General features: G+C 70.3%; 14 protein-coding genes. 13 read left to right on the top strand and 1 reads right to left on the bottom strand.

Annotated elements, in window-relative coordinates; translation table 11 throughout:
• The first annotated feature begins 99 nt into the window (after positions 1–99).
• Complete coding sequence (locus tag ACWIHT_RS24315; RefSeq protein ID WP_456170311.1) at positions 100–1,539, top strand: malic enzyme-like NAD(P)-binding protein; 1,440 nt, start codon at positions 100–102, stop codon at positions 1,537–1,539.
• 406 nt (positions 1,540–1,945) lie between these two features.
• On the top strand, positions 1,946–2,227 hold the full coding sequence (locus ACWIHT_RS24310) for an HU family DNA-binding protein (protein WP_019056394.1): 282 nt from the start codon (positions 1,946–1,948) through the stop codon (positions 2,225–2,227).
• Between the two features lie 96 nt (positions 2,228–2,323).
• On the opposite strand, the gene murA is transcribed toward ACWIHT_RS24310, so the two are convergent.
• Positions 2,324–3,670 carry a UDP-N-acetylglucosamine 1-carboxyvinyltransferase gene (gene murA / locus ACWIHT_RS24305; RefSeq protein ID WP_043679363.1) on the bottom strand — a complete coding sequence of 449 codons (1,347 nt, stop codon included), beginning with the start codon at positions 3,668–3,670 and terminating at the stop codon, positions 2,324–2,326.
• Positions 3,671–3,979: 309 nt separating this feature from the next.
• On the opposite strand from murA, the gene ACWIHT_RS24300 reads away from it, so the two are divergent.
• The 11 genes from ACWIHT_RS24300 to ACWIHT_RS24250 all read left to right on the top strand — a co-directional run bounded on the left by ACWIHT_RS24300 (position 3,980) and on the right by ACWIHT_RS24250 (position 17,268).
• Positions 3,980–4,555, top strand: coding sequence for a YqgE/AlgH family protein (locus tag ACWIHT_RS24300; RefSeq protein ID WP_262061095.1), 576 nt, complete (start codon positions 3,980–3,982; stop codon positions 4,553–4,555).
• A 49-nt stretch (positions 4,556–4,604) separates the two neighbouring features.
• The gene (locus ACWIHT_RS24295) at positions 4,605–4,892 is read left to right on the top strand and encodes a DUF3039 domain-containing protein (protein ID WP_026178118.1); all 288 of its coding nucleotides are present in this window, start codon (positions 4,605–4,607) and stop codon (positions 4,890–4,892) included.
• 217 nt (positions 4,893–5,109) lie between these two features.
• Positions 5,110–6,405, top strand: coding sequence for an extracellular solute-binding protein (locus ACWIHT_RS24290; RefSeq protein WP_456170310.1), 1,296 nt, complete (start codon positions 5,110–5,112; stop codon positions 6,403–6,405).
• 4 nt (positions 6,406–6,409) lie between these two features.
• Positions 6,410–7,291 carry a carbohydrate ABC transporter permease gene (locus ACWIHT_RS24285; RefSeq protein WP_456170309.1) on the top strand — a complete coding sequence of 294 codons (882 nt, stop codon included), beginning with the start codon at positions 6,410–6,412 and terminating at the stop codon, positions 7,289–7,291.
• Positions 7,288–8,133: a carbohydrate ABC transporter permease gene (locus ACWIHT_RS24280; protein ID WP_431250755.1), complete on the top strand. Its 846-nt coding sequence runs from the start codon at positions 7,288–7,290 to the stop codon at positions 8,131–8,133. Before ACWIHT_RS24285 ends, ACWIHT_RS24280 begins: the two co-directional genes overlap by 4 nt.
• A 1-nt stretch (position 8,134) precedes the next feature.
• Positions 8,135–9,775 carry a beta-N-acetylhexosaminidase gene (locus tag ACWIHT_RS24275; protein ID WP_456170307.1) on the top strand — a complete coding sequence of 547 codons (1,641 nt, stop codon included), beginning with the start codon at positions 8,135–8,137 and terminating at the stop codon, positions 9,773–9,775.
• Between the two features lie 234 nt (positions 9,776–10,009).
• Entirely contained in the window at positions 10,010–10,903 is an 894-nt protein-coding gene (locus ACWIHT_RS24270; protein WP_019065955.1) for an FAD binding domain-containing protein, read from the top strand.
• A complete protein-coding gene (locus tag ACWIHT_RS24265; RefSeq protein ID WP_456170306.1) occupies positions 10,900–12,699 on the top strand; it encodes a 2Fe-2S iron-sulfur cluster-binding protein in 1,800 nt (599 codons plus the stop codon). The genes ACWIHT_RS24270 and ACWIHT_RS24265 overlap by 4 nt, the downstream gene beginning before the upstream one ends.
• Entirely contained in the window at positions 12,696–15,011 is a 2,316-nt protein-coding gene (locus ACWIHT_RS24260) for a xanthine dehydrogenase family protein molybdopterin-binding subunit (RefSeq protein ID WP_456170305.1), read from the top strand. The genes ACWIHT_RS24265 and ACWIHT_RS24260 overlap by 4 nt, the downstream gene beginning before the upstream one ends.
• Positions 15,012–15,280: 269 nt before the next feature.
• Complete coding sequence (locus tag ACWIHT_RS24255; RefSeq protein ID WP_456170304.1) at positions 15,281–16,456, top strand: SUKH-4 family immunity protein; 1,176 nt, start codon at positions 15,281–15,283, stop codon at positions 16,454–16,456.
• A 104-nt stretch (positions 16,457–16,560) separates the two neighbouring features.
• A complete protein-coding gene (locus ACWIHT_RS24250; protein ID WP_456170303.1) occupies positions 16,561–17,268 on the top strand; it encodes a DinB family protein in 708 nt (235 codons plus the stop codon).
• Positions 17,269–17,438 lie beyond the last annotated feature (170 nt).

The raw sequence follows: 17,438 nt of genomic DNA, 5'->3' as shown, positions 1-17,438 counted from the left end.
AAAACGTTCGCAATCAGGGGCGGCTAACGCCTACCCGGCAGTAGGTGCGACCATCGGAGCGCGTACTCAGCTCAACGGTGAAAGCAGAGGAAGTCGGCCATGGCTACGGCGCCCAGCGTCTCCTACTCGATCACGGTCCGTCTGGAGGTGCCCGCCAGCGGAACGGCGGTATCCCAGATCACCACGGCCGTGGAGTCCCACGGAGGCTCGGTGACCGGCCTCGACGTGACCGCCTCCGGCCACGAGAAGCTCCGCATCGACGTCACCATCGCGGCGTCCTCCACGGCCCACGCCGACGAGATCGTCCAGCAGCTGCGCGGCATCGAGGGCGTCACCCTCGGCAAGGTCTCCGACCGTACGTTCCTCATGCACCTCGGCGGCAAGATCGAGATGCAGTCCAAGCACCCGATCCGCAACCGTGACGACCTCTCCATGATCTACACCCCGGGTGTGGCCCGCGTGTGCATGGCGATCGCGGAGAACCCCGAGGACGCGCGCCGCCTCACCATCAAGCGCAACTCCGTCGCGGTCGTGACGGACGGTTCGGCCGTTCTCGGGCTCGGCAACATCGGCCCGATGGCCGCGCTGCCGGTCATGGAGGGCAAGGCGGCCCTGTTCAAGCGGTTCGCCGGCATCGACGCCTGGCCGATCTGCCTGGACACCCAGGACACCGACGAGATCGTCGCGATCGTCAAGGCCATCGCCCCGGGCTTCGCCGGCATCAACCTGGAGGACATCTCCGCGCCGCGCTGCTTCGAGATCGAGGCCCGGCTGCGCGAGGCCCTCGACATCCCCGTCTTCCACGACGACCAGCACGGCACCGCGATCGTCGTCCTCGCCGCGCTGACCAACGCCCTGCGCGTGGCCGGCAAGGGCATCGGTGACATCCGGGTCGTCATGTCCGGCGCGGGCGCGGCCGGTACGGCCATCCTCAAGCTGCTGCTCGCCGCTGGCGTCAAGAACGCGGTCGTCGCCGACATCCACGGTGTCGTGCACGCCGACCGCGAGGACCTGGTCCACGCCAAGCCCGACTCGCCGCTGCGCTGGATCGCCGACAACACCAACCCCGACGGCCTCACCGGCACCCTGAAGGAGGCCGTGCGCGGCGCCGACGTCTTCGTGGGCGTTTCCGCCCCGAACGTCCTCGACGGCGACGACGTGGCCGCGATGGCCGACGGCGCCATCGTGTTCGCGCTCGCGAACCCGGACCCCGAGGTCGACCCGACGATCGCCCGCCAGACGGCCGCCGTCGTGGCCACCGGCCGCTCGGACTTCCCGAACCAGATCAACAACGTGCTGGTCTTCCCGGGTGTGTTCCGCGGTCTGCTCGACGCGCAGTCCCGCACCGTCAACACCGAGATGATGCTCGCCGCCGCGACCGCACTCGCGAACGTCGTGTCCGAGGACGAGCTGAACGCGAACTACATCATCCCCAGCGTCTTCAACGACAAGGTCGCCGGTGCGGTGGCCGGCGCGGTGCGCGACGCCGCGAAGGCCGCCGGAGCCGCGGCGCCCACCACGACGCCTACCGCGTCGTAGCCCGTCGGGCCGCGTGTGTGCGGCGGCTGTGAGGATCGCCACGGCCGCCCGCACATCGGCGCGTCGCGGAACCCCGGGCCTCGGGCGGCCGTTTATCGTGGCGGCCAGGCTTTGGGCCTCTCCAGGCCCGGCCCTCGCTGCCGGGAGCCGACGGAGCGTCACCACGCTGATGCTGTGGCGCTCTTCGTGTGACTCCCACGGGTGTTCTCGCGACTCCTACGGGTGCCGGATTGGCTTTCCCGCCGCAGGTAGGGGCAGGATGCGTCTTCGGGCGCGAGGGTCTGGACGACGGACCCGGGTCCGGGGACTCACCGAGGTCCCTGGCAGCATCGGCTTCACCGTGCCCGATATGCGGCTCCGCCGCGTGGCACGCCTCAAACGGCAAGAAGAACACGGGAGTAACAACATGAACCGCAGTGAGCTGGTGGCCGCGCTGGCCGACCGTGCCGAGGTGACCCGCAAGGACGCCGACGCCGTTCTGGCCGCGTTCGCCGAGACCGTCGGCGAGATCGTCTCCAAGGGCGACGAGAAGGTCACCATCCCCGGCTTCCTGACCTTCGAGCGCACCCACCGTGCCGCTCGCACCGCGCGCAACCCGCAGACCGGCGACCCGATCAACATCCCCGCCGGGTACAGCGTCAAGGTGTCCGCGGGCTCGAAGCTCAAGGAAGCCGCCAAGGGCAAGTAAGCCTTCGCGTACGCGACGGGATTGCGTACGAGGCTCCAGTAATGCGAATGGGGCGGCCACCCGGTCAGGGTGGCCGCCCCATCGTCGTACGGACGCTTAACCCAGGGCCTTGCCCGGGAGTTCGACCTTCGCACCCAGCTCGACCAACTTCTCCATGAAGTTCTCGTAGCCGCGGTTGATGAGGTCGATGCCGTGGACGCGGGACGTGCCCTGGGCCGCGAGGGCCGCGATGAGGTACGAGAAGCCGCCGCGGAGGTCGGGGATGACCAGGTCGGCGCCCTGGAGGCGGGTCGGGCCCGAGACGACCGCCGAGTGCAGGAAGTTGCGCTGCCCGAAGCGGCAGTGCGAGCCGCCGAGGCACTCGCGGTAGAGCTGGATGTGCGCGCCCATCTGGTTGAGCGCGGAGGTGAAGCCGAGCCGGGACTCGTAGACCGTCTCGTGGACGATGGAGAGGCCGGTCGCCTGCGTCAGGGCGACGACCAGCGGCTGCTGCCAGTCCGTCTGGAAGCCCGGGTGCACGTCCGTTTCGAGCGCGATGGACTTCAACTGCCCACCGGGGTGCCAGAAGCGGATGCCCTCGTCGTCGATCGCGAAGGCACCGCCCACCTTCCGGTAGGTGTTGAGGAACGTCATCATCGAGCGCTGCTGCGCGCCCCGGACGTAGATGTTGCCCTCGGTCGCCAGCGCCGCCGACGCCCAGGACGCGGCCTCCAGACGGTCCGGGAGGGCCGCGTGGGTGTAGCCGCCGAGCGAGTCCACACCGGTGATGCGGATCGTGCGGTCGGTGTCCATGGCGATGATCGCGCCCATCTTCTGCAGGACGCAGATGAGGTCCTCGATCTCCGGTTCCACGGCCGCGTTGGCGAGTTCGGTGACGCCCTCCGCCAACACCGCGGTCAGCAGCACCTGTTCGGTGGCGCCCACGGACGGGTACGGCAGCTGGATCTTCGTGCCGCGCAGCCGCTGCGGGGCCTCCAGGTACTGGCCGTCCGCCCGCTTCTCGATCTTCGCGCCGAACTGCCGCAGCACCTCGAAGTGGAAGTCGATCGGCCGACCGCCGATGTCGCAGCCGCCGAGCCCCGGGATGAACGCGTGCCCGAGCCGGTGCAGCAGCGGACCGCAGAACAGGATCGGGATGCGCGACGAACCCGCGTGGGCATCGATGTCGGCGACGTTGGCGCTCTCGACGTGCGACGGATCGAGCACCAGCTCGCCCGGCTCCTCACCCGGACGGACCGTCACCCCGTGCAGTTGCAGCAGTCCGCGTACGACCCGAACGTCACGGATGTCCGGTACGTTGCGCAGTCGACTTGGCTCACTGCCCAGCAGGGCGGCGACCATGGCCTTGGGTACGAGGTTCTTCGCACCGCGGACACGGATCTCGCCCTCCAGCGGGGTTCCGCCGTGGACAAGCAGTACGTCGTCTGAGCCGTTGACGGTCATGAATCTCGCGTTCCGTGGAGTTGGGCAGGGGCCGAAGACGTAAGCGTAATGGCCGCCCACCCCCCTTCAGAAAGCCCGAGGACCACTCAGCTGCGTCATAGCTGTGTCACAACACGAACCGTTCCCAATCGGGCACATGGGGTCACGAGGGGGGCCGTGCGCCCTCGGCGCCCCTTTCCGCCCACCCGTCTCCCACCACCACCCTCAAACGACGCCCTGACGGGCGGATTCTCTTAATTCATGGCTGCATTCACTCCCGAACCCCCATTGCCTCCCCCATCCGCCGGAAGATGCGAGATCATGTCTGGCATGACCGAGGTGTCCTCGCTCACAGGGCGGTTGCTCGTGGCAACACCCGCCCTGGCGGACCCGAACTTCGACCGCGCGGTGGTGCTCCTTCTCGACCACGACGAGGAGGGCTCCCTCGGTGTCGTCCTCAACCGGCCGACTCCTGTGGACGTCGGCGACATCCTGGAGGGCTGGGCGGATCTCGCCGGCGAGCCGGGAGTCGTCTTCCAGGGCGGCCCGGTGCAGTTGGACTCGGCCCTCGGCGTCGCCGTCATCCCGGGCGGCGCGTCGGCCGGCGAGCGTGCCCCGCTCGGCTGGCGGCGGGTGCACGGCGCGATCGGCCTCGTCGACCTGGAGGCCCCGCCCGAACTGCTGGCCAAGGCGCTCGGCTCGCTGAGAATCTTCGCCGGGTACGCCGGCTGGGGACCGGGGCAACTGGAGGACGAACTGACGGACGGCGCCTGGTACGTCGTCGAGTCGGAGCCCGGTGACGTCTCCTCGCCGTCCCCGGAGCGGCTCTGGCGCGAGGTGCTGCGCCGCCAGCGCAGCGAGCTGGCGATGGTGGCGACGTATCCGGACGACCCTTCCCTGAACTGATCGACCCTTGGCGGAACTGATGCCCGTGAGCTTCAGTACCCTTGGCACTATGAGCACTCTTGAGCCCGAGCGCGGGACTGGTACGGGGACCCTCGTAGAGCCGACGCCCCAGGTGTCGCACGGCGACGGGGACCATGAGCGCTTCGCCCATTACGTCCAGAAGGACAAGATCATGGCGAGCGCCCTCGACGGCACTCCCGTGGTGGCGTTGTGCGGGAAGGTCTGGGTACCGGGCCGCGACCCGAAGAAGTACCCGGTGTGTCCCATGTGCAAGGAGATCTACGAGTCCATGGGCTCGGGCGGGGACGGCGACAAGGGCAAGGGCGGCGACAAGTAGCCGTTCGTCCGGTCTGACTTCGTAAGGCCCTCGGGGCGCGCTTCGGCGCGCCCCGAGGGCCTTTTGCATGTTTCGACGGCTTTTCGATGGTCTTTCGCGTGTCACGAAGTGGTTGAGACCTCTTGTGGCTTCGTTCATCTACTCCTTAATCTCCGTGGTGTTGTGCAGAGCGAAACGCCCATTGCATATGTTGCAACGCACTCCGGAGGAACGCTCCATGAAGCTCGCCCCCCGATTCGCCGTACTCCTGGCAGCCGCCGCTGTCGTCGCCGGCTGCGCGCCCCAGACCTCCGACAACTCCGCCTCCGACCAGGACGAGACGAGCGGCACCCTGCGGGTGTGGCTCTTCCAGGAGGTCGGCAACGACCCGAAGGCGAAGGTCGTCGACTCCGTGGTCACGGCCTTCGAGAAGGCCCACAAGGGCACCAAGGTGGACGTCGAGTACATCCCGATCGACACCCGCGCCCAGCGCGTCAAGGCCGCGTTCAACGACCCGAAGTCCGCGCCCGACGTCATGGAGTACGGCAACACCGACACGGCCGGTTACGTCCACGACGGCGGACTCCTCGACGTCACCAAGGAGTTCGGCGCCTGGAGCGAGGCCAAGGACACCGACCCCACCGCGAAGCAGTCCGTCACGGTCGACGGCAAGCAGTACGGCTCCCCGTTCTACGTCGGCGTCCGCGCCCTCTACTACCGCACCGACGTCTTCAAGGACCTCGGCCTCCAACCCCCCAAGACCATGGCCGAGTTGGCGTCCACCGCCCGGAAGATCCACAAGGCGAAGTCCGACCTCTACGGCCTTGTCGTCGGCGGCGCCTACACGTACGGCGCGATGCCTTTCGTATGGGCCAACGGAGGTGAACTCGCCACGGCCAAGAACGGCGCCTACACCTCCGGGATCGACAGCGCCGCCGCCCAGAAGGGCATCAAGGCCTACACCTCGCTCTTCACCAGCGACAACTGTCCCGCCGCCAAGTGCGCGGTCATGGGCGGCAACGACACGATCACCGCGTTCGCCGCGGGCAAGGCGGGCATGGCGATCGGCGGCGACTTCAGCCACAGCGCGGTCGAGGCGGGCAAGGTCAAGGGCAAGTACGCGGTCGTCCCGCTGCCGGGTGTCGCGTCCGGCTCGGTCGCCCCCGCGTTCGCCGGCGGCAACAACATCGGTGTCCTGAAGAGCACTTCGCACCGCACGCTCGCGGTGGACCTGATGGAGCAGCTCACTTCGAAGGCGACCCAGGCCTCGATGTTCGACGCGATGGGCTTCCTGCCGACGTTCACGGACGTCCGTGACGCGGCCGCGGCGAAGGTGCCGTTCGAGAAGCCCTTCGTGGAGACGTTGGCCGCGGGCACCAAGTTCGTTCCCGCGTCGCCGGGTTGGTCCGAGATCGACTCCTCGCTCGTGCTGCCGACGATGCTCCAGGAGGTCATCAGCGGCAAGAAGAGCGTGGCGGCGGCTTCGAAGGACGCGGCGAAGAAGATGAACTCCGCGTTCAACTCCGCGGGTTGAGCGGATGCGTACGCGAACGACCTGGACCCCCTGGCTCTATCTCGCCCCCGCCCTCGTCGTCCTCGGCGGTCTGCTCGTCTACCCCATCTACCAACTCGGCCTGATCTCGTTCTTCCAGTACACGCAGGCCCAGGTCAGTGGCGGGGAGCCGACGACCTTCAAGGGGTTCGGGAACTACGCGGAGTTGTTCTCCGACAGCCAGTTCTGGCAGGTGCTGCTGTCGACCGTGCTGTTCGCGGGGGCCTGTGTCGTGTCGACCCTCGCGGTCGGCTGCGCGCTCGCCGTACTGCTCACCCGTGTGCGGGCCGTGCCCCGACTCGTGCTGATGCTGGCCGCGTTGGGGGCGTGGGCGACCCCGGCGGTGACCGGGTCGACGGTCTGGCTGCTGCTCTTCGACCCGGACTTCGGGCCGGTGAACCGGATCCTGGGCCTCGGTGACCACTCCTGGACGTACGGACGCCTCAGCGCGTTCTTCCTCGTGCTGCTCGAAGTGGTGTGGTGCTCCTTCCCGTTCGTGATGGTGACGGTCTACGCCGGCATCCGCGCCGTACCCTCCGAGGTCCTGGAGGCCGCCGCCCTGGACGGCGCCTCGCAGTGGCGCATCTGGCGGTCGATCCTCACGCCGATGCTCCGGCCGATCCTGACCGTCGTCACCATCCAGTCCGTCATCTGGGACTTCAAGGTCTTCACCCAGATCTACGTCATGACCAACGGCGGCGGCATCGCGGGCCAGAACCTCGTCCTCAACGTGTACGCCTACCAACAGGCGTTCGCGTCCTCGAAGTACAGCCTCGGCTCGGCGATCGGCGTCGTCATGCTGCTGATGCTGCTCGCCGTCACGCTGATCTATCTGCGCCTGCTCCGCAGGCAGGGGGAGGAGTTGTGAGCATGCTCCGCGGTTTCGTACGACGGCCCTGGCGGCTCGCGGCCGAGGCCTCGGCGCTGCTGATCGCGGTCGTCGTCGCCTTCCCCCTCTATTGGATGGTGCTCAGCGCCTTCAAACCGGCCGGGGAAATCGAGTCCAGCGAGCCCCGGCCATGGACGCTCGCGCCCTCCCTGGACTCCTTCCGACGGGTCTTCGGGCAGCAGGAATTCGGCCGCTACTTCGTCAACAGCCTTGCCGTGGCGGGCACCGTGGTCATCGTCTCGGCACTGATCGCCTTTCTCGCCGCGACCGCCGTGACCCGATTCCGGTTCCGCTTCCGGACCACCCTCCTGATCATGTTCCTGGTGGCCCAGATGGTGCCCGTGGAAGCCCTGACGATCCCCCTCTTCTTCACCATGCGGGGGCTCGGGCTGCTGAACACCCTGGGGTCGCTGATCCTGCCCCAGATCGCGTTCTCGCTGCCGTTCGCGATCTGGATGCTGCGGGGGTTCGTGAAAGCCGTACCGGACGCGCTGGAGGAGGCCGCGTACATCGACGGGGCGAGCCGGACGCGATTCCTGTGGCAGATCCTTTTCCCGCTCGTCTTCCCGGGGCTGGTCGCCACGAGCGTGTTTTCCTTCATCTCGGCCTGGAACGACTTCCTCTTCGCCAAGTCGTTCATCATCAGTGACACCTCCCAGTCGACCCTGCCGATGGCCCTCCTTGTCTTCTACAAGCCGGACGACCCGGACTGGGGCGGGGTCATGGCGGCCTCCACGGTGATGACGATTCCGGTGCTGGTGTTCTTCGTACTCGTACAGCGACGCCTGGTCTCGGGACTGGGCGGAGCGGTTAAGGACTGACGTGACTGAACTGATTCCTCAGCCCCGCGGTGTTGTCGCCGGTTCCGGCGAGGTGCGGTTGACGGCGCGTTCCCGCTTCTACGCCGGCAGGGGCACGGAGGGCGTCGGCAACTGGCTGCGCGCCACCCTCCAGCAGGCCACCGGTCTGCCGCTGCGCGAGGGGCGGGAACTCGACGACGCCTGCGACGACGGCATCGGGCTCCAACTCGACCGCGCGCTCGGCCCCGAGGAGTACCGCCTCGTCAGCGACTCGAACGGGGTCTTCATCGAGGGCGGCGACCCGGCCGGTGTCTTCTGGGGCGCTCAGACACTGCGTCAACTCCTCGGCCCCGACGCCTATCGCAGGGCTGCGCTCCACCGCGAACGCACCTGGGTCGTACCGCATGTCACGATCCAGGACTCCCCCCGCTTCCGCTGGCGCGGTCTCATGCTCGACGTGGCCCGGCACTTCATGCCCAAGGAAGGCGTCCTGCGCTACCTGGATCTGATGGCGGCGCACAAACTCAACGTCTTCCACTTCCACTTGACGGACGACCAGGGCTGGCGCGTACAGATCAAGCGGTACCCGAAGCTGACCGAGATCGGCTCCTGGCGGGCCCGCACGAAATTCGGCCACCGTGCCTCACCCCTGTGGGACGACAAGCCCCACGGCGGCTACTACACGCAGGACGACATCCGCGAGATCGTCGCCTACGCCGCCGAGCGGCATATCACCGTGGTCCCGGAAATCGACGTACCGGGACACTCGCAGGCCGCCATCGCCGCGTATCCGGAACTCGGCAACACCGACGTCATCACAGCATCGATCGAGGGGGGCAACTCCCTCTCCGTCTGGGACACCTGGGGCATCAACCCGAACGTACTCGCCCCCACTGACAACACCCTGCGCTTCTACGAGGGGGTGTTCGAGGAACTCCTCGACCTGTTCCCCTCGGAGTTCATTCACGTCGGCGGCGACGAATGCCCCAAGGACCAGTGGAAGCAGTCGGCGACCGCGCAGGCCCGCATCGAGGAACTCGGGCTCGCGGACGAGGACGAGTTGCAGTCCTGGTTCATCCGACACTTCGACAAGTGGCTCTCCGCGCGCGGGAGAAGGCTCGTCGGCTGGGACGAGATCCTGGAGGGCGGGCTCGCGGACGGGGCGGTCGTGTCGTCCTGGCGCGGCTACGAGGGCGGGATCACCGCCGCCCGCGCGGGCCACGACGTCGTCATGTGCCCTGAACAACACGTGTACTTGGACTGGCGCCAGGATGGCGGCGAGGACGAGCCGGTGCCGATCGCCCATGTGCGCACCCTGGAGGACGTCTATCGCTTCGAGCCCGTTCCGGAGCGGCTCACCGAGGCCGAGGCCCGTCATGTGCTGGGCACTCAGGCCAACGTGTGGACCGAGGTGATGGAGGATCACGCGCGCGTGGACTACCAGACGTTCCCCAGGCTGGCCGCGTTCGCCGAGGTCGCCTGGAGTGCCCTTCCGGCGCCCGCGGAACGGGACTTCGCCGACTTCGAGCGCCGGATGACCGCCCACTATCCGCGACTCGACGCCCTGGGTGTCGCCTACCGCCCGCCCACCGGCCCCCTGCCGTGGCAGCGCCGCCCCGGAGTGCTCGGACGACCCAAGGACGGCCCGCCCCCGAACGCCTAGAACACGGAAGGGAGAAAGCCCCCAGAAGTCACCGGTGAGTGGCAATTCGCGCGTACCGGTGATGCCGTACCAAAACGGTCTATCTCGCCGATGAGGCGGGCGAATGCCTCCTAGCGGACCCCCGAGTTCGGGTCTTGCGAAGATGTGCCAGAGTTGCCACGTCCGCCCTGTCAGCACGTACCGTACGGCAGCAACAGGCGGGACCAGGTGGGGCAGCGGGAAGGGGCAGCCGGTTTGACCACGCACGCACCGCAGGCGGGGCAGTCCGTCACGCTGCCCACAACGCTGGACGAGGCCGTGGCGGCGCTCACGGCCCTGCCCACGGCCGTTCCCGTGGCCGGCGGCACCGACCTCATGGCGGCCGTCAACTCCGGCCAGCTCAGGCCCAGCGCGCTGGTCGGTCTCGGGCGCATCAGCGAGATCCGCGGCTGGCAGTACCAGGACGGCCACGCGCTGCTCGGCGCGGGCCTCACGCACGCCCGCATGGGCCGCCCCGACTTCGCCGCCCTCATCCCGGCGCTCGCCGCCTCCGCGCGCGCCGCGGGCCCGCCGCAGATCCGCAACGCGGGCACTCTGGGCGGCAACATCGCCTCGGCCGCGCCCACCGGGGACGCGCTGCCCGTACTGGCCGCCCTGGAGGCGACGCTCATCATCGCGGGCCAGGGCGGAGCCCGCCGGGAGATCCCGGTGTCGCACCTCCTGGCCGGCGTGGAGATGCTGCGCGGCGGCGAACTCATCGGCTTCGTGCGTGTGCCCCTGCTGCACGCCCCGCAGGTCTTCCTGAAGGCGACCGGCCGGACCGGACCCGGACGCTCGGTCGCGTCCGTCGCGGTCGTCCTCGACCCCGCCAGGCGCGGCGTCAGGTGCGCCGTCGGCGCCATAGCGCCGATGCCGCTCAGACCTCTGGACGCCGAGCAGTGGGTCGCCCGGCTGATCGACTGGGACAACGGCCGCGCGATCGTCCCCGAGGCGCTGACCGCCTTCGGGGAGTACGTCGCCGCGGCCTGCATCCCCGACCCGGCCCCGGCCGAGGACGGCTCCGTGGAACAGCTTCCGCCCGCGGTACTGCACCTGCGGCGCACCGTCGCCGCACTTGCCCGACGAGCACTCGGGAGGGCGCTGTCGTGACCGACGACCAGCACGGAGAGGGCACCCCCCAGGGCGGCGGACGCTGGGACCCGCTGCCCCAGGGCGACTACGACGACGGCGCCACGGCCTTCGTGAAACTCCCCGAAGGGGGCATCGACGCCCTCCTCGCCGCCCCGGGCCACGGCTATGTGCCGCCGCCCATAGCGGCCGGCCCCGCCCAGGACGGCGACCCCTCGGGCACCGGCTCCTGGGCCGTGCCCGCCGAGGGCGTCCAGTGGCCCGACCCGAACGCCGTACCGCAGCAGGGGACCGCCGGGGGCGAGCAGTTCGCCTACCACCCCGGGGCCACCGGCCAGTGGACCTTCCAGGACACCAACGCCCCGGCCCCGGGTACCGCGCCCGGTCACGACGTGACCGGGGAGTGGTCGATCCCCGTCGCCGGGGGCGATCTCCCGGACGAATCGGGCGAGTTCACCACCTCCGCCCTGGTCGAACAGTGGGGCGGCACCCCGCCCGCCACCCTGCCCGGCGGCGCGCCCGCGCCCTGGGCGACGGACGGCGCGGGCCAGAACTGGGCACAACAGGCGTCCGGCACGGGCGTCACGGAACGGCCGGGCACGGCACCGGGCGCACAACCCGACGCGCACCCGGCCGAGCACACCGACGGCCGTGGCGCGGTCTACCCGGCGACGGGCACCGACGGGCGCGGCGCCGCCTACCCGACGACCGGCACCGACGGGCGGGGTACGGCCTACCCCGCGAGCGGCACCGACGGCCGGGGCGCCGCGTACCCGGTGACGGACACGGACGGGCGAGGTGTCGCCCACCCGGCCGACCGGTCCGGGGAGCACCCCGCCGCCGAGGCGACCCACCGGCCGTACGAGGAACCCCAGGGCGCCGACCCGTACGCCCACGCCCGCACCGAGGCCGCCACCGACCCCTACGGGGACGCGCGTGGCGACCGCCACGACGACACCGCCGCCGAACTCGCCACGCCCGACGCGCAGTCGGCGGACGCGGACGGCGCGGCAGGCGGCGATGCCGAAGGGGCCGAGGGGGCCACTGAGAGGCCCGCTGAGCCGTCCGCGGCGACTGGCGCGTCCGACGGTGCCGAAGCCGCCCCGGAGGCCGCTGAGGCGCCCGTGACGGCCCCGGACACCGACGCGCCGGACGAGGACGCCGAGCCCGCCCCGAAGATCCCCGGCGAGGAACACCCGCTCGCCTCCTACGTGTTGCGCGTCAACGGCGCCGACCGGCCCGTCACCGACGCCTGGATCGGCGAGTCACTGCTCTACGTCCTCCGCGAACGCCTCGGCCTCGCGGGCGCCAAGGACGGCTGCTCCCAGGGCGAGTGCGGGGCCTGCAACGTCCAGGTCGACGGACGGCTCGTCGCCTCCTGCCTGGTGCCCGCCGTCACCGCCGCCGGCTCCGAGGTCCGTACGGTCGAGGGTCTCGCCGTCGAGGGGCAGCCCTCGGACGTGCAGCGGGCGCTCGCCAAGTGCGGTGCCGTGCAGTGCGGATTCTGCGTGCCCGGCATGGCGATGACCGTGCACGACCTCCTGGAGGGCAACCCCGCGCCCACCGAACTGGAGGCCCGCCAGGCCCTGTGCGGCAACCTGTGCCGCTGCTCCGGCTACCGGGGTGTCCTGGACGCCGTACAGGAAGTCGTCGCCGAACGTGAGGCGCACGCCGCTGCCGCCGAACCTGAGTCGGACGGCGACGAGGCGCGTATTCCCCACCAGGCGGGTCCCGGGGGCGGTGGGGTCCACCAGTCGGCGTTCGAGTCCCCGCGCACACAGGACCAGGTCTACGGCCAGGACGGAGGTCAGGCGTGAGCAACGAAGCCGCCACCGCGACCACGGAGGCCGCGCCCGCCCCGGAGCATCCGGGCCACGGCCTGGGCGCCTCGCTCCCGGCCGCCGACGCCCGCGCCAAGACCGAGGGCACCTTCCCGTACGCGGCCGACCTGTGGGCCGAGGGCCTCCTGTGGGCGGCCGTCCTGCGCTCACCGCACCCGCACGCGCGCATCGTGTCCGTCGACACGTCCCACGCGCGGGACATGCCCGGCGTACGGGCCGTGATCACCCACGAGGACGTGCCGGGCACCGCCCGCTACGGCCGGGGCACCGCCGACCGCCCGGTGTTCGCCTCCGAAGTGGTGCGCCACCACGGGGAGCCCATCGCGGCCGTCGCCGCCGACCACCCGGACACCGCGCGGATGGCCGCCGCCGCCATCATGGTCGAGTACGAAGTACTCGACCCGGTGACCGACCCCGAGCAGGCCTTCGAGGCCGAACCGCTGCACCCCGACGGCAACCTGATCCGCCACATCCCGCTGCGCCACGGCGACCCGGACGCGGCCGGCGACATCGTCGTCGAGGGCCTGTACCGCATCGGCCGCCAGGACCCCGCCCCGATCGGCGCCGAGGCCGGCCTCGCCGTGCCCCGCCCCGACGGCGGAGTCGAGCTGTACATCGCCTCCACGGACCCGCACACCGACCGCGACACGGCCGCCGCCTGCTACGGCCTGGAGCCCGACCGCGTGAAGGTCGTCGTCACCGGCGTCCCCGGGGCCACCGCCGACCGCGAGGACCAGGGCTTCCAACTCCCGCTCGGACTGCTCGCGTTGAAGACCGGCTGCCCGGTCAAACTCACCGCCACGCGCGAGGAGTCCTTCCTCGGCCACACCCACCGCCACCCCACGCTCCTGCGCTACCGCCACCACGCCGACGAGGACGGCCGCCTGGTCAAGGTCGAGGCCCAGGTACTGCTCGACGCGGGCGCCTACGCCGACACCTCCTCGGAGGCCCTGGCCGCCGCCGTCTCCTTCGCCTGCGGCCCCTACGTCGTCCCGAACGCCTTCATCGAGGGCTGGGCCGTCCGCACCAACAACCCGCCTTCAGGGCATGTGCGCGGCGAGGGCGCCATGCAGGTCTGCGCCGCCTACGAGGCGCAGATGGACAAGCTCGCCAAGAAGCTCGCCATGGACCCGGCGGAGCTGCGCCTGCGCAACGCCATGGCCACCGGTGACGTCCTCCCGACCGGCCAGACGGTGACCTGCCCCGCACCGGTCGCCGAACTCCTCCAGGCCGTACGGGACTTCCCGCTGCCCCAGCTCCCCAAGGACACCCCCGAGGACGAGTGGCTGCTGCCCGGCGGCCCCGAGGGCGCGGGCGAACCGGGCGCGGTGCGCCGGGGCGTCGGCTACGGCGTCGGCATGGTGCACATGCTCGGCGCGGAGGGCGCCGACGAGGTCTCCACGGCCACCGTGAAGGTCCACGACGGCATCGCGACGGTCCTGTGCGCGGCCGTGGAGACCGGCCAGGGCTTCACCACCCTCGCCCGCCAGATCGTCCAGGAGACCCTGGGCATCGACGAGGTGCACGTAGCCCCTGTAGACACCGATCAGCCCCCGGCGGGCCCCGGCTGCCGGGGCCGCCACACCTGGGTCTCGGGCGGCGCGGTCGAACGCGCCGCGAAAATGGTCCGCACCCAGCTGTTGCAGCCCCTGGCGCACAAGTTCGGAATGTCGACCGAGCTGCTCCAGATCACAGACGGCAAGATCACGTCGTACGACGGCGTCCTCTCGACCACGGTCACCGAGGCCCTGGACGGCAAGGAACTGTGGGCCACCGCCCAGTGCCGCCCGCACCCGACCGAGCCTCTGGACGAGGCGGGTCAGGGCGACGCCTTTGTAGGCCTCGCGTTCTGTGCGATCCGGGCGGTGGTCGACGTCGACATCGAGTTGGGCTCGGTGAGGGTCGTCGAACTGGCCCTCGCCCAGGACGTCGGCCGCATCCTGAACCCGACCCAGTTGGTCGCCCGTATCGAGGGCGGGGTGACTCAGGGCGTAGGCATCGCGCTGACGGAAAACCTGCGCACCGCGCGCGGGTTGATCCGCCACCCCGACCTCACCGGCTACGCCCTCCCCACCGCCCTGGACACCCCCGACATCAAGATCGTGAAACTCGTCGAGGAACGTGACGTGGTCGCCCCCTTCGGGGCGAAGGCGGTCAGCGCGGTACCGGTGGTCACCTCACCGGCGGCCATCGCCTCCGCCGTACGCGCCGCGACCGGCCGTCCCGTGAACCGCCTGCCGATCCGCCCGCAGGCGGCGGTCGTGACGAACGGCCAGTACGGCCAGTAGGCGGAGCGCCGGCCGGCGGAGCGGTAGCGGTCGCCGAGGGACGGGAACGCTCACGGGTGGTCTGAGCGTCTGATGGGGTGAGGACGTCTCGGACGTTCCGCGTCCGTCCGCGCCCTGCGAGGCGTCTCCACTCCGGGTTCACCGCGTTTTCGCTGGTCAGGGCCATTGTCAGTGGTGCCGCGTAGTGTTCTGGGCAGTGGGGACGACAGCGGAACACCGGTGCCGCACGGGGAAGATTCACGCACGGGGGAACCATGCACGGGGGAACGATGAGCAGGACCGACGCCGGTTCCACGGCGACCACGATCACCTTGACCGAGGACGACCTCGATCCGTACATCACGCACGCGTCCACGCGCCGCTGGCTGACGGGCCCTGGACTGCCGGGTGACAGCGCCCTGTTGACGTTCGAGGAGCTGCGCAGGGAGGGCCTGCGGACGGTCGGGGACTCGCTGGGCGATCCCGACCCGCTGGCGGAAGAGCTGCGGGACCAGCTGGTGATAGGCGCGCTCTGGGGACCCGACGGCGGCGAGGCGGAGTCGATCCTGCTCGACGGCGAGACGGGCGAGATCGCAACAACATACTTCTTCCACGACCGCCCGGACCTGATGGAGACCGGCCCGCTGGCCCCGTCGGTCGAAACGCTGGCCCGCCTCACCGCGACCACCGATGAACTGACCGCCCTGCGCGGCCAGTTCGCGTCCTACGAGGGCCGCCACGGCGCGCAGACGGCGGCGGAGGCGTCACGCCACCTGCTCTCGATCTTCGAGTCGGAGACGGACGGCGAGGTGCCCCCGTTCTGGAAGGCGGCGGCCCTGATCCGCCCGCTGGCCCTGGTCGCGGGCCCCGGCACGACATCGGGCCTGACCCTCGACATCCCGGCCCGCCTGCTGGACCAGGAGTTCGGCCAGGGCACGGTGGCCCGCTTCGAGGAGGTCGACTTCCCCGCCACGCTCACCCATGAACCGACCCGCCGCTTCCTGTGCGAGACGGGCCTGCCCGAGGACGCGCTCCTCTTCCAACTGGACACGGACGTCCCGCTCCCGACCCTGGCCGAGTTCTACGAGGACGAGCCCGCCGACGAACTCCCCGCTCGCTCCCGCGAGTTGATCCGCCTCGGTCATCTCGTCGAGGACAACAGCCTGGTCGTGGACGGCGCCACGGGCGAGATCCTGACCTGGAGCGAGCCGGAAGCGACGCTGGCTCCCCTCAACACGGACGTCTCCACCCTCGCCTTCACGCTCTGGCTGCTCCACCGCGAGAGAGCGATCGACGCGGACCTCTCGGGCGAGCTGACGGCAGAGGTGTACGACCAGTTGGCCACGACGATGCTCCAGACCCTGTCGACGGTGGACCCGACGGGCCGACAGACCGGGACCACCGGCCGACGCCACCCGCACTACTGGACGGAGGCGTTCCAGGACGAGGCGGGAGGGGTGCTCTGACGGGAACGCGGCCGCGGTCGGCGCCGAAACCCGCTCGCGCCGATGCGAGGCGAGTGGTTACCTTCCGCCTGACCGCACCACAACGCGGCGAGGGGGAACGGGACATGGACACCGACCACACGCGGACCGACCGACTGGGCGTGCTGCTGGAGCAGTTCGACAAGGCCCGGGAGATGGCCGAGGTCCGGCTGACGGGACTCAGCGACGAGGAGTATCTCTGGGAACCGGCGCCCGACTGCTGGTCTCTCCGCCGCCGGAGCGAGGCGGTGACACCGAGGGCGTTCGGCCCGGGGGAGTGGGTGCTCGACCTGGGCGCGGCGGACATCCCGGCAAGCGAGTACGCCGAGGTCGCCCGCCAGGCCGCCGACGGCATGACCGTAGACAAGATCGCCGAGGACTGGAGCGTGAGCGTCGAACGGGTCGAACAGGTCCTCGCCCACAAAGGCGAGCCGGAACCGGACTCGACACCCATCACGACGATCGCGTGGCGCCTGGGCCACCTGCACTTCCAGTTCGCGGGCGCGTGGGAGTGGACGTTCGGTGAGCGACGCCGGGACCCCAAGCAGATGGTCGACTTCACACCCTCGGCGACCCGGACCCTGGACCGGTTCTGGCCGGTGATCGACCGCTGGCGGGCAGCCGTGGCCACGGTCACGGAGGACCAGTTGGACGTGGTCGGCTTCTCCCAATACCCGTACGGCTCCGACCCCGACGACCCGTACATAGCCGTCGTGGCGGGAGCCAACCTGGAATTCATCCACCACATGGCGGAGATCGCACTGCTGCGGGACCTGTGGCGGGCGAGGTCGTGAGTCAGCCTCGGGACTCAGCGCTCCACGCCCGCTGGAGAGCCGCCTGCGCACCCTCCCCGAGAACCGCGCGCGTCGTCATCTCGCCCGGCAGCGTGGGCAGTTCGGCCCAATGTGTCACGGTATCGGCTGTGTCGGCCCAGTGCTGCCCTGAGGCTTCCTGAGCACGCTCC

This window comes from Streptomyces sp. NPDC002276, assembly GCF_053891435.1.
The sequence above is the reverse complement of the archived record's forward strand: the minus strand, read 5'-3'. Positions and strand labels throughout refer to the sequence as shown.

Bases quoted from the DNA above. Each gene is read 5' to 3' on its own strand.
- ACWIHT_RS24315 (WP_456170311.1), top strand. From the start codon at position 100: ATGGCTACGGCGCCCAGCGTCTCCTACTCGATCACGGTCCGTCTGGAG.
- ACWIHT_RS24310 (WP_019056394.1), top strand. From the start codon at position 1,946: ATGAACCGCAGTGAGCTGGTGGCCGCGCTGGCCGACCGTGCCGAGGTG.
- murA (WP_043679363.1), bottom strand. From the start codon at position 3,670: ATGACCGTCAACGGCTCAGACGACGTACTGCTTGTCCACGGCGGAACC.
- ACWIHT_RS24300 (WP_262061095.1), top strand. From the start codon at position 3,980: ATGACCGAGGTGTCCTCGCTCACAGGGCGGTTGCTCGTGGCAACACCC.
- ACWIHT_RS24295 (WP_026178118.1), top strand. From the start codon at position 4,605: ATGAGCACTCTTGAGCCCGAGCGCGGGACTGGTACGGGGACCCTCGTA.
- ACWIHT_RS24290 (WP_456170310.1), top strand. From the start codon at position 5,110: ATGAAGCTCGCCCCCCGATTCGCCGTACTCCTGGCAGCCGCCGCTGTC.
- ACWIHT_RS24285 (WP_456170309.1), top strand. From the start codon at position 6,410: ATGCGTACGCGAACGACCTGGACCCCCTGGCTCTATCTCGCCCCCGCC.
- ACWIHT_RS24255 (WP_456170304.1), top strand. From the start codon at position 15,281: ATGAGCAGGACCGACGCCGGTTCCACGGCGACCACGATCACCTTGACC.
- ACWIHT_RS24250 (WP_456170303.1), top strand. From the start codon at position 16,561: ATGGACACCGACCACACGCGGACCGACCGACTGGGCGTGCTGCTGGAG.